Origin of the sequence: Protofrankia sp. Cr2, assembly GCF_963555885.1 — a bacterium.
Taxonomy (GTDB): domain Bacteria; phylum Actinomycetota; class Actinomycetes; order Frankiales; family Frankiaceae; genus Protofrankia.
Window position 1 is genome coordinate 4,882 of the sequence record NZ_CAUVXG010000075.1, and the last position, 15,673, is coordinate 20,554.

Here is a 15,673-nt window from a genome sequence, read left to right on the forward strand (position 1 = left end):
GGTGTCCAGGCGGCGCTTGACCTCCCGGCCTGCGCCGTCGTGAGCGAAGCGCAGGGTTCGACCGGCGGTGTGCAGGGAGATCGGGAGGTCGTTCGGGTCATACGCCCAGACGCTCTCCGCTCCGGACGGCGTCACCCGCCGCACCCGTCGGCCGAGCACGTCGAACGCCGACGACACCGTACGACCGTTACACGTCTCGGCCAGCACCCGGCCCAGCGCGTCCCGCTGAAGCGTGCAGTCGGCGTCGGTGTTCGTCGCCCGCGTCACCCGTCCCGCCGGGTCGTAGGCAAAGGTCGTCACCGCAGCGTCCGCGGATCGTGTCTCGACCACGTTCCCGAGCAGGTCGCGGGTGAAACGCACGCTTGCGCGTCCCACATCGCCGTCGCCGCACCGATCGAACCCTCGGACAGCTCCGCCCGCGGCCACAACAACCACTCCCGGTCCGGGGGCAGCAACGCCCGGACCTCCCCCAACGCCACCCGATAACGATCATCGGCGTCCAGGCCCTGGCGTAACGCCACCCCCGCCCGGATCTTCGCCTCGGTCAGACCGTTCGCAAAGCCGAACAGCGCATCCCCGCAGCCCCGGTAGGCACGAGCCAACCGGGCCAACCCGTCGGGTAACTCCACCAACGCCTCAGTGAACAGGGACGCGTAGTCGCCGGCCATCGCTAGGTCACCACCACTGCCCGCGATCGCCCGCAACCGCGCGGTGCCACTCTCGGCGAGCTCAGCCTGGGTTCGCAGCCGGACGGCCATCGCCCGCACCGCATCCGGATCACCCGGAGTCGGATCACCGTCCAACTCCAGCACACCCCAGGCACCCACCACGGTCCTCCCCGCATCCGCACTGACCATCAAGAGCAACCATCGACCACACGCTCACAACCCTATGTGTAAGGTAACATACTGTGACATAACTAGCGACAATGCGCCAGAAAATCGAGATCCTTCCCGGCCCCGGGCGTGCTCGCCGCATCGGCCGCCAACACGTCCCAGCTTGGGGTGCTCCACACCGCGCAGGGCCGGGCAGTGGACGCGGTGCCGTACACCCGCCGGCTTTGGCCATCCAGCTGGAGATCGGCTCACCAGACGTGGCCGCCAGCGTCCACTGGCTGGGCCGCCACCGGGAGATGCTCGGCGATATGGCTTCTCAGGCGTTCCTCGCCGACTATCTGTCCCCAAACGACGTCCCCAGCGTCGTCGGCCTGCTCGACGCTGCCGCGGACGCCGACGGCGCATCGGCCGGCGCCCGGTCGCCGTCCCCGAGGCCCGCGCGCCACCGCGCCCGCCGCGCCCGCCGCCGTCGGCGCCTTCTACACCTGCCGCGGGCTCCGCCCCGCCACCGTCGCGGGTCGGCACGCTGGTCCTTGATTGTGCGATCTGAGATACTGCGATCTAGGATCGCGGTGTGTTGGACCCGCGTCTCAAGGCGCATGGTGATGTAAGGAGGTGAGCGCGTGTCCGAGCCGATGATCGACAGAGTGTACGAGACGACGGACGAAGAGGACGAATACGACCGTCAGTGTCTTGATGCTGCGCTTGCCGAAGGCGGCGACCCGATACCCTTCCGGGCGTTCCTGGCCGAGCTCGGGATCGATCCGGACAACCTCGACGACGACCAGGTATGAAGGCTGTCGTACGCAAACGGCAAGATAAGGCGCTGTGGCGGGCGCTGAGTCGTACAAGGTCGAGATCGACCCGCATGCCCAGCGTGCCTTCCGGAAGCTTTCCCGTGATGTTCAGAACCGGCTGACCAAGGTCATTCTCGCGTTGGAGCACACGCCGCGGCCTGTGGGCTGCAAGGCGATCGTCGGCCAACCGGGTTACTGGCGTATCCGGGTCGGCGACTATCGGGTGATCTACACAGTGTGGGACGACGTGCTCGTGGTCCTGGTTGTGGAGCTCGGCCATCGCCGCGACGTCTACCGCCGTTGACCGCTGGCGGGTCCTCCGTCCGGCTTGGGTTCGACGGGGTGGGCGTGTCATCGGCCCAGGCCATGATCGGCGCGTGTTTGTTGCTAGGTACGCTTTTTGGCCCGATATGCGTACCTGACGACAAACACGCGCCGATCTTGTGGATGGTGTCGATCTTGTGGATGGTTCTGTGCCGCGCATGGTCCGCGAACCGTCGGATCAACCGGTGCGGGAGGGGGGACTTGAACCCCCACGCCCGAAGGCGGCAGATCCTAAGTCTGCTGCGTCTGCCATTCCGCCACTCCCGCGTAGGTACCACAGTAGCGATCGGCGGGCGCGTGCTGTCGCAGGTGACCGCGGTCCCGCCCGTGGATCGCGGTCACCTGCGACAGAGGCGTGGAAGGCGCCCTGGATCTGGCGATGCGCCTGACGGCCTCTCATATCCAGCCTGCGCCCCCGGCCGCCGCACGGCCAGGGGACCCCGGTGCTCGCGGGCGGGTGACTCCAGCGGGTACGTGAGGGCCTCCCGCGGGTGTCGGTACGGGTCAGTCGGCCAGGTCGAGATCGCGGATGAGTTTGGCGACATGGCCGGTCGCCCGGACGTTGTACAGCGCTTTTTCGATCTTTCCGTCGGCGGTCACGACGAAAGTCGACCGGATCACACCGAGGGTCTTCTTGCCGTACAGCGTCTTCTCGCCGTAGGCGCCGTAGGCCGTGAGCGTCGCGCGGTCCGGGTCGGACAGCAACGGGAAGGTGAGCCCCTCGTTGTCACGGAACTTCGCCAGCTTCGCCGGCTTGTCCGGGGAGATGCCCAGCACGTCGATCCCGGCGCCGTTGAGCTGCGCGAGGCTGTCCCGGAAGTCGCAGGCCTGCTTAGTGCAGCCGGGCGTGGATGCCGCGGGGTAGAAGTACACGACCACCGTTCGCCCCCGGTAGGCAGCAAGCGACACATCCGTGCCGTCGGCGTCGGGCAAGGTGAAATCCGGGGCGGTGTCACCAGGGGTGAGACGGGCAGCGGCGGCACTCTCAGTCATGGCCGGAAAGTTAGTCCGACGTCCGCCCTGTCGCAAACTCGCCCCCTTGAGAATGCCCTTGCGCACGCTGGGGTGGCCGGCTCGCCGGCGTGGAACGGACGGCGAGCGGCTCGACTCCCGCCACTGTCGCCACACCGACGAACGCAGTCGGATCCACCTGATCGGCAGCCCATCTGCGCAGCTCGTTCACGATCAATGCGGAAAGGTCGACTCCGGCGTCGGCGTCCGCGTCGGCGAAGACCATGGGGTCGATCGCGACGTCCATGATGACCAGGAAGGTGCGGCCGTCCCCGACGATGCGGCCGCAACCCACCGCGCGGCCCGGTTCGTCCACGGCCTCCACACACACCCCGGCCAGACTGCCGGCGAGGGCGTCCGCCGCGGCTCGGGGACCGGGGTCGGGCAGGCCGCCGGCGGTGCGCAGCCGGCGCAGCTCCGCCACATCGGGCATCCGGTGGACGACTACGAACCCACCGACCGACAGCGACAGCGACCGCGACCGCAAGGTGGGCTGGCCGTCGGTCGCCATTCCCGGTACCGGCTCGATGAGCGCCGGATGGGTGGATGTCGGGCCTGGTCTGATCCCTACCACGAGCGTGTCCATAGCCGTTCGGCTCCGGCTGTCGCGGTCAGGCGGGCTCGGTATGCGGCCGGCTCGGCTGATCCGTAGCGGGGGACCGTCGGCCAGGTCCGTCAGCAGTTCGTCGGCGTCGAGGAGTCGTTCGAGATGATCCGGTTCGCTGGGTTCGCCCGGCGGGGTGGCGCGGTCGTTCCCGAGTAGCAGCAGCGTTCCACCCGGGATGATCGCGTTCACCGCATCACACAGAACTGCACGCCGCTCGCTGGGTGGCAGGTGAAGATAGCAGATAGTGACAAGGTTGTATGACCTGGGCCTCGGTGTCCAGCCCAGGACGTCGGCGTGGATCCAGTCCGGCGTCACGTCGAACCGGCGGGACAGTTCCCGTGCCTTGCGGATTGCGACATCGGAGAAGTCCAGACCGGTGACCCGCCAGCCCTGGGTGGCAAGCCAGACCGCGTTGCGGCCCACCCCGCAGGCCAGATCGAGGGCTCGGCCCGGGTGCAGGTCGGCGAGTTGTTCGATCACGGTCGGGTTCGGCTCGGCGGTCCAGAGCAGACCGGCTCCGGCGTGCCGGCGGTCCCACTGGGCGGCGTCCATAGCCGTTATCTCACCTCGTGCGGCCGTGGCCTGCCGGGCCAAAGGGTGTGCGAGGGTGGTTCTTTTCGCACACCCGGAGGCCCTCAGGGACTCTCAGCCGCCCCGCACCCGCACCCGCACCGGCGGCGCGTTGTCACCGGGCGGCGTTGTTACCGGGTGGCACCGGTCACCGCGGCTGTGAAGCCCTCCGGCGTCAGGGCCTGCGGGGCAAGCTGAGTGCCGTTGACGAATACGGTCGGCGTGCCGTTCACGCCGCGCTTGGACGCATCATCCTCCACCTTCGCGACGTAACCGTTGTATGTGCCGTTGTTCACGGCGTCGGTGAACGCCGCGGAGATCAGTCCGAGTCTGCCGCCGAGTTCGGTCAATGTGGTGTTGGTGAAGCCGCCGGTTTTCTCGGGTGGCTGATTGGCGTAGAGAACGTCGTGGTATTCTTTGAACTTGTTTTCCTGGGCGGCGGCGGCGGCGGCGTTCGCGGCTCGGACGGACTCCTGCCCAAGAAAGGACATCATGTGATAGACGGCCTTGATTTCTCCGGCGTCAATCAGCTGCTGGACGGTGGGGCCGAGCGATGTTTCGAGATTCTCGCAGATGGGGCACTGGAAGTCCTCGTAGAAGTCGACGGTGACCGGAGCGGTCGCCTTTCCGACGACGATCCCGTTGTCGCTCCCGGTCGCGTTCGCCGGCAGCACGACGGGTGTGGCGCCCGTCCGACTGCTTTGGACGGCGAAGCCGATCACGCCGACCAGCGCGAGCACAGCCACGGCAACCGACGCAATGATGATGCGCTGGCGCCGCCGCGCATGCGCGGCTTCGGCGGCTCGGGCCGTGGCGGCCTTCTCGCGCCGGGCCTCATCGCGACCCGCAGGCCGCCGTCCGGCTGGGGCGTCTTTCGGCCCGTCCTTGCCTGAAGTGGGGTTCATCAATTCTCCTGGAACGGTCGGTCGAGGAGACGGTCCAGCGTCAGCACGCTGTGCGGCCAGCGCACCAGCAGGCCGCTCGCGACGAGGAGCAGGCTGTCCCGCACGATTTCTTCGGTGTAGTGGGTGGGCGCGTCCGCGGTCAGGTTGCCGCCGGCTGAGAAGCAGCCGCATTCGATGTGCAGGCCACGTGCTGCCGCGGCCGTGATCGCTGCGATGTAGGTGGCGAGTAGCAGGGTGGACACGACAGCTCCCACCCGCACGGCCAGGCCGACGAGCAGCAGTAGGCCGAGCGCGATCTCCACAAACGGGACGGCGTACGCGACCGGATGGATGAACGGTTCAGGCAGAATGCGGAATGCCCGGACCGACCGTACCATTCCCTGCGGATCACCGATCTTGAGGATGCCGGCGGCGAGCCAGATCGCGGCCAGACTGAACCGCAGCACGGTCGCGAGGATCCGCGCCATCCGCGGGCCGGTAACCCACGCCTGAAGCGGCCTCCAGACGGCCGTGGCGGCACCGGGAACGGCACCGGGAACGTCGCCGGGAACGGCACCGGGAACGTCGCCGGGAACGGCACCGGGAACGTCGGTGTCTGACAGGTCAACGCCCGGAATGTTCACAGGGCTGTCCGCTGTCCGTTCCCTTTTCACGAGGTCACGTGTTTCACGGGGTCACGTGTTTCATGGGGTCACGTAGTCTTTCTGGTGTTGATCAGGACCGGCAGGTCGTGGACATAGTCGGCAACCTGGGTTCCGGCCAGATACAAGACCGTCGCCTTGTCGTCCTTGGTGAATGCCATGACTTGCGTGCCATGCGTAACGGTATAGCTGCCATCTGGCTGGCGGACCGGCTCCTCGAGCGGGATACCGAGAGCGTCGGCCTGCGCGTGCACCTGCGCCAGCGTGCCGCGGACGCCCATGAAGGACGGGTCGAACTGGTTCAGCCATTGATGGAGTACGCCGCCGGTGTCGCGGTCGGGGTCAGTGGTGACGAATACCGTTGCAACCTGTGCGCGTACCGCGGTCGGCACCACGTTGAGCGCCGCCGCGATGTCAGCCATCGTCGTCGGGCAGACGTCCGGGCAGTGGGTATAGCCGAAGAACACCAGTGTGACCTTCCCCGCCGTCCGCGAGCGCAGGTCGAACGGGGCTCCGGCGGTGTCTGTCAGGTTCATGGCCGGCTTGTCGATCGGCTGTGGGACCGCTGTTCCACGCAGCCCTGTGGACGTCCCGGAGTCGTCCATGATGGTGACCGCTGACTCGCTACCTGCGGAGCAGCCGGCAGCGACGAGCACAAGCGCGGTCAGCGGCACGGCGGCCAGTAGGCGTGGTCGACGCGCGAACGGAAAGGATGTTGGCATAACTCCTCGTAGTGAGCGGGAGCCGTATGAAAACGGGAACGACCGATAGTGGGAACGACCGGGCCGGCGGACGATCGAGCCGGCAGGCATGGCCCACGCCGGATGGTGTGTGTGAGATCGCCTGAGGGCTCGGCGCGAACGTGGCATGACCGACGGTCAGAATGCCGCGGGCACGGCGGCGAAGGCGGGCCGGCGCGGTGGTCCGCGCCGCGCCAGGGTGTAACGCAGACAGATCATGCGCAGCCAGGACGGGTGCCGGCGGACAAGGGGCAGGCCGCGGCTCGGGCGGATGATCGTGACCGGCGCGACGAGTGGGCACAGGCGGCTGGACAACAGACGTATGACGGCGCGGGCCGCGGCTGTGCCGTGCCGCAGCCACCACAGCACTCCCGCCGCGGCCAGCATGTGGGCGGTGAGCACGATCAGGCCCCGTGCGTCAGGCGTCCACCCGGCGCCATGGATGGTGACGGGGACGCTCCCGGCGGCGTTGCCGGGAGTATTGCTGGCAATGCCCGCACTCGAGTGTCCCAGGCGGGCGAGAGTGTCGCCACGTGCGCCGGGTGGGTGACAGAGCACGCGGGCGGCCAGAGACGAGTGGGATGGTCGCGGCGAGGCGGAGATTGCGAGGATCCCGTGCAAGCCCGCCTGGGTCAGGACCGCCACCGCGTACCCCACCGGGCCGTCGAGCCCAGCGCGTCCAGCGCGCCCGGGGCGCCCGCCGGCGGTGAGGCCCGCGGCGACCGCGATCAGGCCAACCGTGATGAAGAGGATCGGAGCGAGACCGGGCTTCGGCCCGGTCGACGGTAGGTGGGCGAGCATCGCCAGCGTGACGGACGGCACGGCGAACCGGACGCCCAGCCCGAATGGTCCGCGCCACATCGTGCTCGCGGCGGACAGACCCGGGCGAACCGCATAGCCCGGCCGCCGTCGCTGCCAGCGCAGACATCGTTGGCAGCTCACCCGACCAGGGTAAACACCGGCGTGTGGGCCGCGGTCTTCACCGGTCCAGGCAGCGCCGGTGAGCTGTGCCGCTCACCGTCGTTTCGCCTCGCGCTCGTGTGCCCGTTCTGGCACGATCCTCGGCAGCGCTGCGGGCCAGGCGCCGCCCTGCTTCGCGATCCGGCGGTCCCCGACGATCGCCCTGCCGGAGACCACCGGATCCTTGGAGCGCCCGGCAATAGGGGCGTGGATGAAGGAGCGGGGCTGGGGTGCGTAGATCGCGAGGCGGCGGAGGGAGGCACCGGAGGTCGTGGGTGTCGACCGACGAGCCGGGGTACCCGTGCCTCGCGAAGCGATGGACGGGTAGCGATGTGGCGAGATGCATGCCCCAGCCCCGCGACGCCGCGTCCCCTATTGCCGGGCGCTCTTAACGTCGACCCGGGAGGTCATGGCTGTCACAGTGTTTCCAGACAGTGGCAGCGGCAGTGGCTTTTCAGGTAGGCCACAGTGTTGCCAGGTATTCGAGCGTCTCACGGTTCCAAAGGTTCCCGGCTGACGGGGCTGACGGGGCTGACGGGGCAAAATGCCAGGTAGGCAGTCATCGCGCGGAGGAAAGGGCGACATCGGTGCCGCAGGACCCGGCTGCCATCCAGCAGCAGATCGAGAACACCCGTGCCGAGCTGACGGTGACCCTGGACGCGATTGCCGAGCTCGTGAGTCCCAGAAGGGTCGTCGAGCGGACCGGTGAGCAGATCAGGGGCCGGGTGGCTGAACTTCGCCAGAAGGTGATCTCCGGTAGCTTTGCCGGGCCGGATGCGATCACCGCGGGCTTCGACGGGGAGGGTGGGGAGGCTTCCGCCGTCGGCGCGTCACCAGACGGGCAGCTCCTTGCCGGTGATACCGGTTCGGGATACGGCCTGCGACGCACCGTTCGGTGGGATCGGGTCCTCATAGCCGGGACCGTCCTGCTCCTGGCTGTCGGTGCCGGTCGTCGCCGTCGCCGTCGTCGTCGTCGAACCGCGTGACAGTTGCCGGCAATGGTCGTTCCGTCAGGTCGGCTCGTGCTGCTCCGCCATGGCGAGACCGGGTGGAGCCGATCCGGTCGGCACACCGGTGTCACGGACGTGCCACTCACCCCGGCTGGGGAGAAGCAGGCCGCCCGACTCGCGGACAGGCTCGCCGCCTGGTCCTTCGTGCTGGTCGCGGCGAGTCCGAGGCAACGTGCTCTGCGGACCGCCGAACTCGCCGGTCTGACCCGTTCGGCTGACCCCGGTCGCCGGGTTGACGCAGGCGACCGGGTTGACGCCGGTGCAGGGGTGGCGCGGTTCGAGGTCTGGGACGATCTCGCCGAGTGGAATTACGGAGAGTTCGAGGGCGTCACGACGCCTGACATCCGCCGATCAATGCCAGGTTGGACGGTGTGGACCGGGCCCACCCACGAAGGTGAGACCCCTGCCCAGGTCGGCGGCCGCGCTGATGCGGTGATCGAACGCGTCGTGTCGTACCTGGCACGGGGTGACGTAGCCCTGATCGGGCACGGCCACATGCTGCGGGTGCTGGTCGCGCGCTGGCTGGAGCTCGATCCGGTTCTCGGCGCCCGGTTCGTGCTGGACGCTGGTGGGCTGTCCATCCTCGGGCATGAGCACGAGACGCGTGCGCTCCTGCGGCTGAACGAGCCGGCTTAGAGCGACCGGCAATAGGGGACGCGGCGTTGCGGGGCCGGGGCGCGCACCTCGCCACGTTGTCGTCGGTCGACACCCACAACCTCCGGTGTCTCCCTCCTCCGCCTCGCGATCTACGCGCCCCAGCCCCGCTCCTTGATCCACGCCCCTATTGCCGGGCGCTCTTAGGCGATCTGCTTCGCGGTTCGCGATCCGGGATCCGGGATCCGGGATCCGGGATTATCCAGCGGCCTCCGGCGGGTAGGCCTTCTTCGCCCCCAACGAACAGGGCCGCCACGACGACTGGACAGGAGTGAGCCTCGATGACTGAGTCTGGACCACCTGCGAACCTGACACCCGCGACGACGACTGATGCGGGGATCCCGGCCGCCAGCGACGAGCACTCGCTGTCCGTCGGCCCCGACGGCCCGCTGTTGCTCCAGGACCACTACCTGGTCCAGAAGATGGCGCAGTTCAACCGGGAGCGGGTGCCCGAGCGGGTCGTCCATGCCAAGGGGGGTGGTGCGCACGGTTACTTCGAGGTGACCGCGGACGTCACCCCTTACACGAAGGCTGCGTTCCTCGCCGAGGTGGGTAGGCGTACGGACGTGTTCGTCCGCTTCTCCACGGTGGCGGGGGAGCTCGGCAGCGCTGACACGGTTCGTGACCCGCGTGGCTTCGCGATCAAATTCTACACCGAGGAGGGTAATTACGACCTGGTCGGCAACAACACGCCGATCTTCTTCGTACGCGACCCGAGTAAATTCCAGGACTTCATCCACTCACAGAAGCGGCGTGCCGACAACCACCTGCGGGACAACAACATGCAGTGGGATTTCTGGACGCTGTCACCCGAGTCCGCCCACCAGGTGTTGATCCTGATGAGTGACCGAGGGACGCCGCGGTCCTGGCGCAACATGAACGGTTACGGCAGCCACACGTTCATGTGGGTGAACGCGGCACGTGAACGGTTCTGGGTGAAGTACCACTTCAAGACCGAGCAGGGTATCGACACCTTCACCGACGCCGAGGCGAAGGCGACGGTGTCGATCGATCCCGACTATCACATCCGCGATCTCGCATCGGCTGTAGATGCCGGTGACTATCCGTCCTGGCGGCTGGAAATCCAGATCATGCCGTTCGCGGCTGCCGCCACCTACCGTTTCAACCCGTTCGACCTGACCAAGGTCTGGCCACACGCGGACTACCCGCCGATCACGATCGGACGCATGGTGCTGAATCGCAATCCCGGCGATTACTTCACCGAGGTGGAGCAGGCGTCGTTCGAACCGGCGAACATGGTGCCGGGGATCGGCCCGAGCCCGGACAAGATGCTGCTCGGCCGGCTGTTCTCCTACCCGGACACACATCGTCACCGGATTGGTCCGAACTACCTCCAGCTACCGATCAACCGTCCGAAGTCGCCGGTCAACTCCTATAACAAGGACGGCGCAATGCGTTATGAGCCGTCCCGTGACCCGGTGTACGCGCCGAACAGCTACGGCGGCCCCAGGGCCGACGCGGCCCGGTACGCCGACGACGCCGTGTGGGAGGCCGACGGCGAATTCGTCCGGTCGGCGTACACGCTGCGGCGGGACGATGACGACGTCGGCCAGGCGGGCACGCTGTACCGAGACGTGATGTCCGACACCGACCGCGACCACTTGGTGGGCAATATCGTCGGGCATGCGTCCCAGGATGTTCAGGCCGACGTCCAGCGGCGTGTCGTCGAGTACTGGCGCCAGGTCGATCCGGACCTCGGCGCGCGGGTCGCCAAGGGGCTGGGCGTCGGCTGACCCACCGGCGCCGGCCACAACATCCACGCCCCTATTGCCGGGCGCTCTGAAGGTAGTACGGGCACTACAGCACGTTGCGACGGCGCAGGGTGGTCAGCGTCGCGACTCCGGGCAGCACCGGAAGCCAGTAGCTGATCAGCCTGTACACGAGAACGGCGGCGAGCATGGACGCGGCTTCGCCCCCGGCGGCGGTGAGGCCGAGGGCGAGGGCCGGTTCGAGTGCCCCGACGTTGCCGGCTGTCGGCACGGCTCCGGCCACTGCTGCACCGATGAGGTAGATGGTGGCGATGGACAGCAACGACCCCGAACCGTTGAACGCCCAGACGCACGAAGCCAAGGCCACGATTTGTGTGATCTTGGTGCCGGCGGCGGAGACGAGTAGGATCGCCGTCCGTTGAGGTGACCGGGCGAGCAGCAGAAGATGCCGGCCCGCGGCCGTCAGCGGGGGCACCAACCGGGCGCGGACCCGGGGGTGCCCGCCGACCGCGACGCAGGCGAGCAGACAGCCGGCAATGCATGCCAGGGCTGGGCCGGATCCGAGGTGCCCCGCGATCGACCCGATGGGCGTGCTCATCGGGTTTCCGGGCACCCGACCGCCGGCCAGGCCGGCGACGAGCACGATTCCGGCGACGTGCGCGAGTGCGACGGCGACCTTCACGGCGGCGACGGCACTCAACCCGGCCGACCGGGTGAGGTGCTGGCGTTCCAGATAATGGACGTTCACCGCGATCGCCCCGAGGCCCGCCGGCAGTACCCGGTTTGCAGCCGCAGCCGCGAGCTGGACCCCCGCCGCTGTCGGCAGCCGTAGCGGCAGCCCGCTGGCCGCGCGCAGAGCGAGTGCATTGGCCAGAAAAAACAGGGCGGAGGCGAGCCCGCACACCACGAGCCAGGGCCAGGTGGGAGCCGGGACGGTCGACAGCTTGGCGGTTACCTCGGTCCGAAACCTGATCACTAGGAGCAGCGTCATCGGGACGGCGATGGAAAACCCGATCAGGGCCCAGGGCCGGCGCAGCCATCCCGCGCGAGCGCGCGGCCAACGGATTCCTGTCAGCGTAAGCGGATGTGCCGTGCACTCGCCGGGCATTTCCCGCACTAATGGGTGCGTGGTGCGTTGGTGGGGTATCGCGACTGGCGGTAGCACGACGGCGGTATCGTCAGCTGCAGTTGTTGCCGGGGCTGCTCTTTCGGAGGCTGCCCACTCGGGCGTCATGGCGTCAACGGTAGATCGAGATTCATAACGGATGCTGAACAACGTACATCCTGTGGACAGATCTTTATTGAGGCGTCCCGGTGGATGGCGTGATAACCACCGGCTACATAGCCGGTTTGAGTGGGAACGTAATGGGATCGGCCGCGTCCCGGCTGTCACACAAGTGGGGTTCGTCACCATGGCTGATCGTGACCGGTGTCTGACCCGATACGGAGGCGGCAGATACGGATCCGCGCTGCGACCTGATCCACCCGGAAATCTGAACGCCCGCGGACCGAATGCAGGCATCCGAGGATAGGGCCGGACCGGGACAGATCCGCGTGGCCGGTCGGTATCCGCGTTAGAGTGCCCGGCTTTCCGGGCCGTACCAGCCTGGACGGTGGGTGCTCAGCCAGTTCATGATGGCTGTCCGCAGGTGCGCGGGTCGGAATTCGAAGGCGTCGAGGTCGGCCACGGCCAGCGAGCCCAGGTCGATGGCCTCCTCCCGGCTGACGATGTCCGCGAACGGTGACAGGGTGGACGCGAACACCATGTTCAACTCATGCCACGCCTGACCGGCCTCGACGAACGAGTGCTCCACGCATCCCACGAAGTCGAGGGTGCGCGCTGCCATGCCGGTCTCCGTCCGGATCTTGCGGCGCAGCGCCTGCTCCACGCGCTCGCCCGGCTTCACGTTCCCGCCGGGCAGGGTGCACCATGCCTGCCCTCGGCGGTTGGCGACGATGATCCGCTCGCCGGTCGTGAAGAGCATGCGTGCGCTCAACACCACCGATGTGCTGGACGTGCTGGGCGCGGACATGGCTGCCGTGACGGTGTCCACCGGGTCGGCCCGCCTTTCTTCGGTTGTCGGGAGCGGTCGGTGGTGGCCAGGGGTGATCGGTGGTCTGTTGTGGTCTGTTGTGGTCGGGGGTGCTCAGGGACGGTGGGCCTGGACTGCTTGGACTGCGAGGGTTGTCGGATCGAGTCCGAGAACATCGATCGCCTGTCGGACAGCGGTTCGCTCGGCCGGGTCGAAAGTGCCGTCAGCGTGTCCGATCACCGCTCCGAACTGGACGACCGAGCGCGCTCGTACTCTGCGCCCGCGCACCTTGGCGATCTCGCGGAGCGCCGCGGACCTGGCCTCGCCGGCATCCGTGCGAAACGCGGCCACGTGCGCGTCGAACAGCGCGAGCAGCTCGTCTGGTGGAAATGCGCTCAGGACCCGGTCGGTGGTGACGATGGTCGCCATCGCGTCCCGCTCCCGCGCGTCGATGGTGCCGTCGGCGGCGGCGACGAGTGCGCACATGGCGACGGCGGCGTCCCGGAAGGACGTGTCGTCGAGTTCGTGTCGGCGAGCATCCAGTTGGGCACGCAAGGACTGTGCGGACTCACGCAGATGGTTCCACCACGGCTCGGCTTCGGACACCGGTAGGCCACGCCACGTCGGCCAGGGGTCCTCCAGCCAGCGGATCGCCGTAGCGGCGACCGCCGGCGGAGTCAAGGATCGCTCATCGAGGCTTCCGAGGGGCAGCGCGACGAGCGGTGCGCCCAGATAAGTGGCGGGTATGTCCGTGCCGGCCGGGATGTCGGCCGAAAACAACATCGTGATCGTGTAGTCGTCAGCTGGCCCGGCTGCGTGTTCGACGCAGCCCACGAAGGCGGGTAACGTCGTGGATGCAGGCATGGCCGTGGATGTAGGCGGCGTGTGCGTAGCCTGGTTGCCGCCGACCAGTACGCACAGGTGCCGGGCTGCAGCCGCGCCGACGCCTTCACCGGGTTCGACGGTTCCGCCGGGCAGCACGTGGGCCGATGCGGCTGGCAGGTATACCGCCACAAGATGGTCACCCGTACTGAGCAGGATCCGCACGTCCAGCCGGGCATCCGTGGGAACGGGCATGGCGACTCCCTGTCGGTGACCTCATACTGCCGCTGACGCTACGCCACGAGGTGGGCGCTGACGCCGTCTCATCATCCACCCGTCCACTGTGGTTGCCCATGCCGGCCAGCCCATGCCGGCCAGCCCATGCCCGGCGCAAAGACGCTGGAAGAACCAGTCAATGGAGCAACTCAGGTTGGCAGCTCCCGATCGTTGCCGGCGGTGTGGCGCTGACGGGAATATGGACCGGCACCGGCACCGGCGCGGCCAGCTCGAACCACACGTGTTTGCCGGGGCTGTCGTCGGCTGGCTTGTCGATCACGCCCCACTCGCTGGCCAGAGCCGCCACCAGATGCATCCCGCGGCCGGACTCGTCGTCGTCGCACACCGTCCGCACGATCGGGCGGATCGCGCTGCCGTCACCTACCGCGATTCGTACCCGGCCGTTCTGCGCGACAATCTGGACGCGCACCGGATCGTTGCACCGGGCATAGCGGACGGCGTTGGTGACGACCTCACTGACCAGGAGGCGGGCGATCTCGGCGTCCTCCTCGCGGCCCCAGGTGGCCAGCAGTTCGTTGACAAGACGCCGTGCCCGCCCCGCGGCGCGGGCGTTGGCAGGTAGATCGAAGCGTGCGGTAAGAGTTTCGGCCACGCCTCACCCTCCACCGGTCACTGCCGACGGGCACGCCGTCGAACATCACGATGTGTCCGAACATCGCTACCAGCCCGCCACTGTCGCCTTCATGCCACCCGCCGTCAGCATTCAAACCTTGTTGGCATGGTCTTGTCACTGACTGTCGGCTGTCTGGCGAACACAGCTCCACCCTTGCGCGTGATCGGGCGGTACGCACCTCGGGGAACGGCGGTTGTTACCCCGCGCCAACCGCCGCTAGATCACGTCGATGCCGTCGAGGATGTTGCCGTATCCGGGCCAGCGGCCGCCTTCGCCGTCGTTCGTCCCGTCAGACGCTGATCCCGGGTGTGGGGTGCGGCCCGGCTGTGCCTGTGGATGTTGTGGCGTTCCGTGCTGTTGTGGCGTTTCAGAGTGTTGGGCGCTTGCTGAATACGGAACGTCGGCACGCGGTGCAGCGGGATGCGGATAGCGCGGATGGTGCTGTTGGGGGTCAGCGGCGCGCCGGTCGGTGCCCGACGGTGCCATGCGGTCGGTGCCCGACGGTGCCATGCGGTCGGTGCCCGACGGTGCCATGCGCTGGGCCATCCCGTTGCCAGCCGGTTCGGCTGGGAAGGGTTGGGCGGGCGTTCGGGTGGGCGGGATCCCCATTGGCCCGGAAATCACCGGCGCGGGCCGGGCCGCGGGTATGGCTGGCCCGTACAACGGCTGCCTGGACGGCTCGCTGCCGCTCCACGGCGCGGGCTGTCGGGGCGCCTGCTGCTCCCGCCCGAGCGGCTGGATCGGACCGGTGAAGCGTTGCTGCGGTGACGGTGGCATCGGGTAGGGAGCCGGGCCAGGTGATTGTGTCGTGGTCGGTGGCTGCGGCGGAGCCGGTGGTTGCTGTGCAGCCGGCGGCCGTGGCGGCGGCTGCATCCCTGGAGGTGGCTGCATCCCTGGATGTGGCTGTACCGCTGGAAACCGGCCGGTCGCCTGCGGCGTGGGCGTTCCCGCCTGGCCCGTCGGCGGGCGTGGGATGCGATGTGCCCCGGTGGACAGCGACGCCGTCGATGACGGGATCCATCCCGTCGGGTTGCCGGCGGTCGCTGACACCGGGTAGGCGCCCGTTCCGGGACCCTGCATGGCCGCGGGTGCCAGGGGCCTACCCGGACGTGGGGTCGTGGGC

General features: G+C 68.1%; 18 protein-coding genes and 1 tRNA gene. 6 read left to right on the forward strand and 13 right to left on the reverse strand.

Features of this window, described 5'->3' with window-relative positions:
- Together U9978_RS21885 and U9978_RS21890 are read right to left on the reverse strand one after the other, a co-directional pair.
- The coding region (locus U9978_RS21885; protein WP_322763029.1) for a hypothetical protein at positions 1 to 300 on the reverse strand (300 nt) is incomplete at its 3' end.
- Positions 297 to 857 carry a hypothetical protein gene (locus tag U9978_RS21890; RefSeq protein WP_322763030.1) on the reverse strand — a complete coding sequence of 187 codons (561 nt, stop codon included), beginning with the start codon at positions 855 to 857 and terminating at the stop codon, positions 297 to 299. The genes U9978_RS21890 and U9978_RS21885, both read right to left, overlap by 4 nt.
- 602 nt (positions 858 to 1,459) lie before the next feature.
- On the opposite strand from U9978_RS21890, the gene U9978_RS21895 reads away from it, so the two are divergent.
- Together U9978_RS21895 and U9978_RS21900 are read left to right on the forward strand one after the other, a co-directional pair.
- Positions 1,460 to 1,630 (forward strand): hypothetical protein, encoded by a 171-nt coding sequence (locus U9978_RS21895; RefSeq protein ID WP_322763031.1) that lies wholly within the window; start codon positions 1,460 to 1,462, stop codon positions 1,628 to 1,630.
- 34 nt (positions 1,631 to 1,664) lie between these two features.
- Positions 1,665 to 1,937, forward strand: a complete 273-nt coding sequence (locus tag U9978_RS21900) for a type II toxin-antitoxin system RelE/ParE family toxin (protein WP_322763032.1) — start codon at positions 1,665 to 1,667, stop codon at positions 1,935 to 1,937.
- A gap of 206 nt (positions 1,938 to 2,143) precedes the next feature.
- Here U9978_RS21900 and U9978_RS21905 read toward each other — a convergent pair.
- The 7 genes from U9978_RS21905 to U9978_RS21935 all read right to left on the reverse strand — a co-directional run bounded on the left by U9978_RS21905 (position 2,144) and on the right by U9978_RS21935 (position 7,292).
- Positions 2,144 to 2,224: transfer RNA gene (locus U9978_RS21905), tRNA-Leu, on the reverse strand.
- Positions 2,225 to 2,461: 237 nt separating this feature from the next.
- On the reverse strand, positions 2,462 to 2,950 hold the full coding sequence (gene bcp, locus U9978_RS21910) for a thioredoxin-dependent thiol peroxidase (protein WP_322763033.1): 489 nt from the start codon (positions 2,948 to 2,950) through the stop codon (positions 2,462 to 2,464).
- Between the two features lie 10 nt (positions 2,951 to 2,960).
- The gene (locus tag U9978_RS21915; protein ID WP_322763034.1) at positions 2,961 to 4,127 is read right to left on the reverse strand and encodes a class I SAM-dependent methyltransferase; all 1,167 of its coding nucleotides are present in this window, start codon (positions 4,125 to 4,127) and stop codon (positions 2,961 to 2,963) included.
- Positions 4,128 to 4,276: 149 nt separating this feature from the next.
- Positions 4,277 to 5,050 carry a DsbA family protein gene (locus U9978_RS21920; protein WP_322763035.1) on the reverse strand — a complete coding sequence of 258 codons (774 nt, stop codon included), beginning with the start codon at positions 5,048 to 5,050 and terminating at the stop codon, positions 4,277 to 4,279.
- Positions 5,050 to 5,673: a MauE/DoxX family redox-associated membrane protein gene (locus U9978_RS21925; RefSeq protein WP_322763036.1), complete on the reverse strand. Its 624-nt coding sequence runs from the start codon at positions 5,671 to 5,673 to the stop codon at positions 5,050 to 5,052. Before U9978_RS21925 ends, U9978_RS21920 begins: the two co-directional genes overlap by 1 nt.
- 68 nt (positions 5,674 to 5,741) lie before the next feature.
- Complete coding sequence (locus U9978_RS21930) at positions 5,742 to 6,413, reverse strand: SCO family protein (RefSeq protein ID WP_322763037.1); 672 nt, start codon at positions 6,411 to 6,413, stop codon at positions 5,742 to 5,744.
- Positions 6,414 to 6,569: 156 nt separating this feature from the next.
- Complete coding sequence (locus U9978_RS21935; protein WP_322763038.1) at positions 6,570 to 7,292, reverse strand: hypothetical protein; 723 nt, start codon at positions 7,290 to 7,292, stop codon at positions 6,570 to 6,572.
- Between the two features lie 686 nt (positions 7,293 to 7,978).
- Here U9978_RS21935 and U9978_RS21940 point away from each other — a divergent pair.
- From U9978_RS21940 to U9978_RS21950, 3 genes are all read left to right on the forward strand, one after another.
- Positions 7,979 to 8,377, forward strand: a complete 399-nt coding sequence (locus U9978_RS21940; protein ID WP_322763039.1) for a DUF3618 domain-containing protein — start codon at positions 7,979 to 7,981, stop codon at positions 8,375 to 8,377.
- A gap of 12 nt (positions 8,378 to 8,389) precedes the next feature.
- Positions 8,390 to 9,037 carry a histidine phosphatase family protein gene (locus U9978_RS21945; RefSeq protein ID WP_322763040.1) on the forward strand — a complete coding sequence of 216 codons (648 nt, stop codon included), beginning with the start codon at positions 8,390 to 8,392 and terminating at the stop codon, positions 9,035 to 9,037.
- Between the two features lie 299 nt (positions 9,038 to 9,336).
- Positions 9,337 to 10,809 (forward strand): catalase, encoded by a 1,473-nt coding sequence (locus U9978_RS21950; RefSeq protein WP_322763041.1) that lies wholly within the window; start codon positions 9,337 to 9,339, stop codon positions 10,807 to 10,809.
- 64 nt (positions 10,810 to 10,873) lie between these two features.
- Here the strand turns inward: U9978_RS21950 and U9978_RS21955 are convergent, their stop codons facing one another.
- The 4 genes from U9978_RS21955 to U9978_RS21970 all read right to left on the reverse strand — a co-directional run bounded on the left by U9978_RS21955 (position 10,874) and on the right by U9978_RS21970 (position 14,529).
- Positions 10,874 to 11,893: a YbhN family protein gene (locus U9978_RS21955; RefSeq protein WP_322763046.1), complete on the reverse strand. Its 1,020-nt coding sequence runs from the start codon at positions 11,891 to 11,893 to the stop codon at positions 10,874 to 10,876.
- A gap of 466 nt (positions 11,894 to 12,359) precedes the next feature.
- On the reverse strand, positions 12,360 to 12,839 hold the full coding sequence (locus U9978_RS21960) for an NUDIX domain-containing protein (RefSeq protein WP_322763042.1): 480 nt from the start codon (positions 12,837 to 12,839) through the stop codon (positions 12,360 to 12,362).
- A gap of 93 nt (positions 12,840 to 12,932) precedes the next feature.
- Entirely contained in the window at positions 12,933 to 13,895 is a 963-nt protein-coding gene (locus tag U9978_RS21965; RefSeq protein WP_322763043.1) for a tellurite resistance TerB family protein, read from the reverse strand.
- A 157-nt stretch (positions 13,896 to 14,052) separates the two neighbouring features.
- Complete coding sequence (locus U9978_RS21970; protein ID WP_322763044.1) at positions 14,053 to 14,529, reverse strand: ATP-binding protein; 477 nt, start codon at positions 14,527 to 14,529, stop codon at positions 14,053 to 14,055.
- Between the two features lie 818 nt (positions 14,530 to 15,347).
- On the opposite strand from U9978_RS21970, the gene U9978_RS21975 reads away from it, so the two are divergent.
- The coding region (locus U9978_RS21975; protein WP_322763045.1) for a hypothetical protein at positions 15,348 to 15,673 on the forward strand (326 nt) is incomplete at its 3' end.

Bases quoted from the DNA above. Each gene is read 5' to 3' on its own strand.
- U9978_RS21890 (WP_322763030.1), bottom strand. From the start codon at position 857: ATGGTCAGTGCGGATGCGGGGAGGACCGTGGTGGGTGCCTGGGGTGTG.
- U9978_RS21935 (WP_322763038.1), bottom strand. From the start codon at position 7,292: ATGTGGCGCGGACCATTCGGGCTGGGCGTCCGGTTCGCCGTGCCGTCC.
- U9978_RS21945 (WP_322763040.1), top strand. From the start codon at position 8,390: ATGGTCGTTCCGTCAGGTCGGCTCGTGCTGCTCCGCCATGGCGAGACC.
- U9978_RS21930 (WP_322763037.1), bottom strand. From the start codon at position 6,413: ATGCCAACATCCTTTCCGTTCGCGCGTCGACCACGCCTACTGGCCGCC.
- U9978_RS21965 (WP_322763043.1), bottom strand. From the start codon at position 13,895: ATGCCCGTTCCCACGGATGCCCGGCTGGACGTGCGGATCCTGCTCAGT.
- U9978_RS21915 (WP_322763034.1), bottom strand. From the start codon at position 4,127: ATGGACGCCGCCCAGTGGGACCGCCGGCACGCCGGAGCCGGTCTGCTC.
- bcp (WP_322763033.1), bottom strand. From the start codon at position 2,950: ATGACTGAGAGTGCCGCCGCTGCCCGTCTCACCCCTGGTGACACCGCC.
- U9978_RS21955 (WP_322763046.1), bottom strand. From the start codon at position 11,893: ATGCCCGGCGAGTGCACGGCACATCCGCTTACGCTGACAGGAATCCGT.
- U9978_RS21950 (WP_322763041.1), top strand. From the start codon at position 9,337: ATGACTGAGTCTGGACCACCTGCGAACCTGACACCCGCGACGACGACT.
- U9978_RS21920 (WP_322763035.1), bottom strand. From the start codon at position 5,050: ATGAACCCCACTTCAGGCAAGGACGGGCCGAAAGACGCCCCAGCCGGA.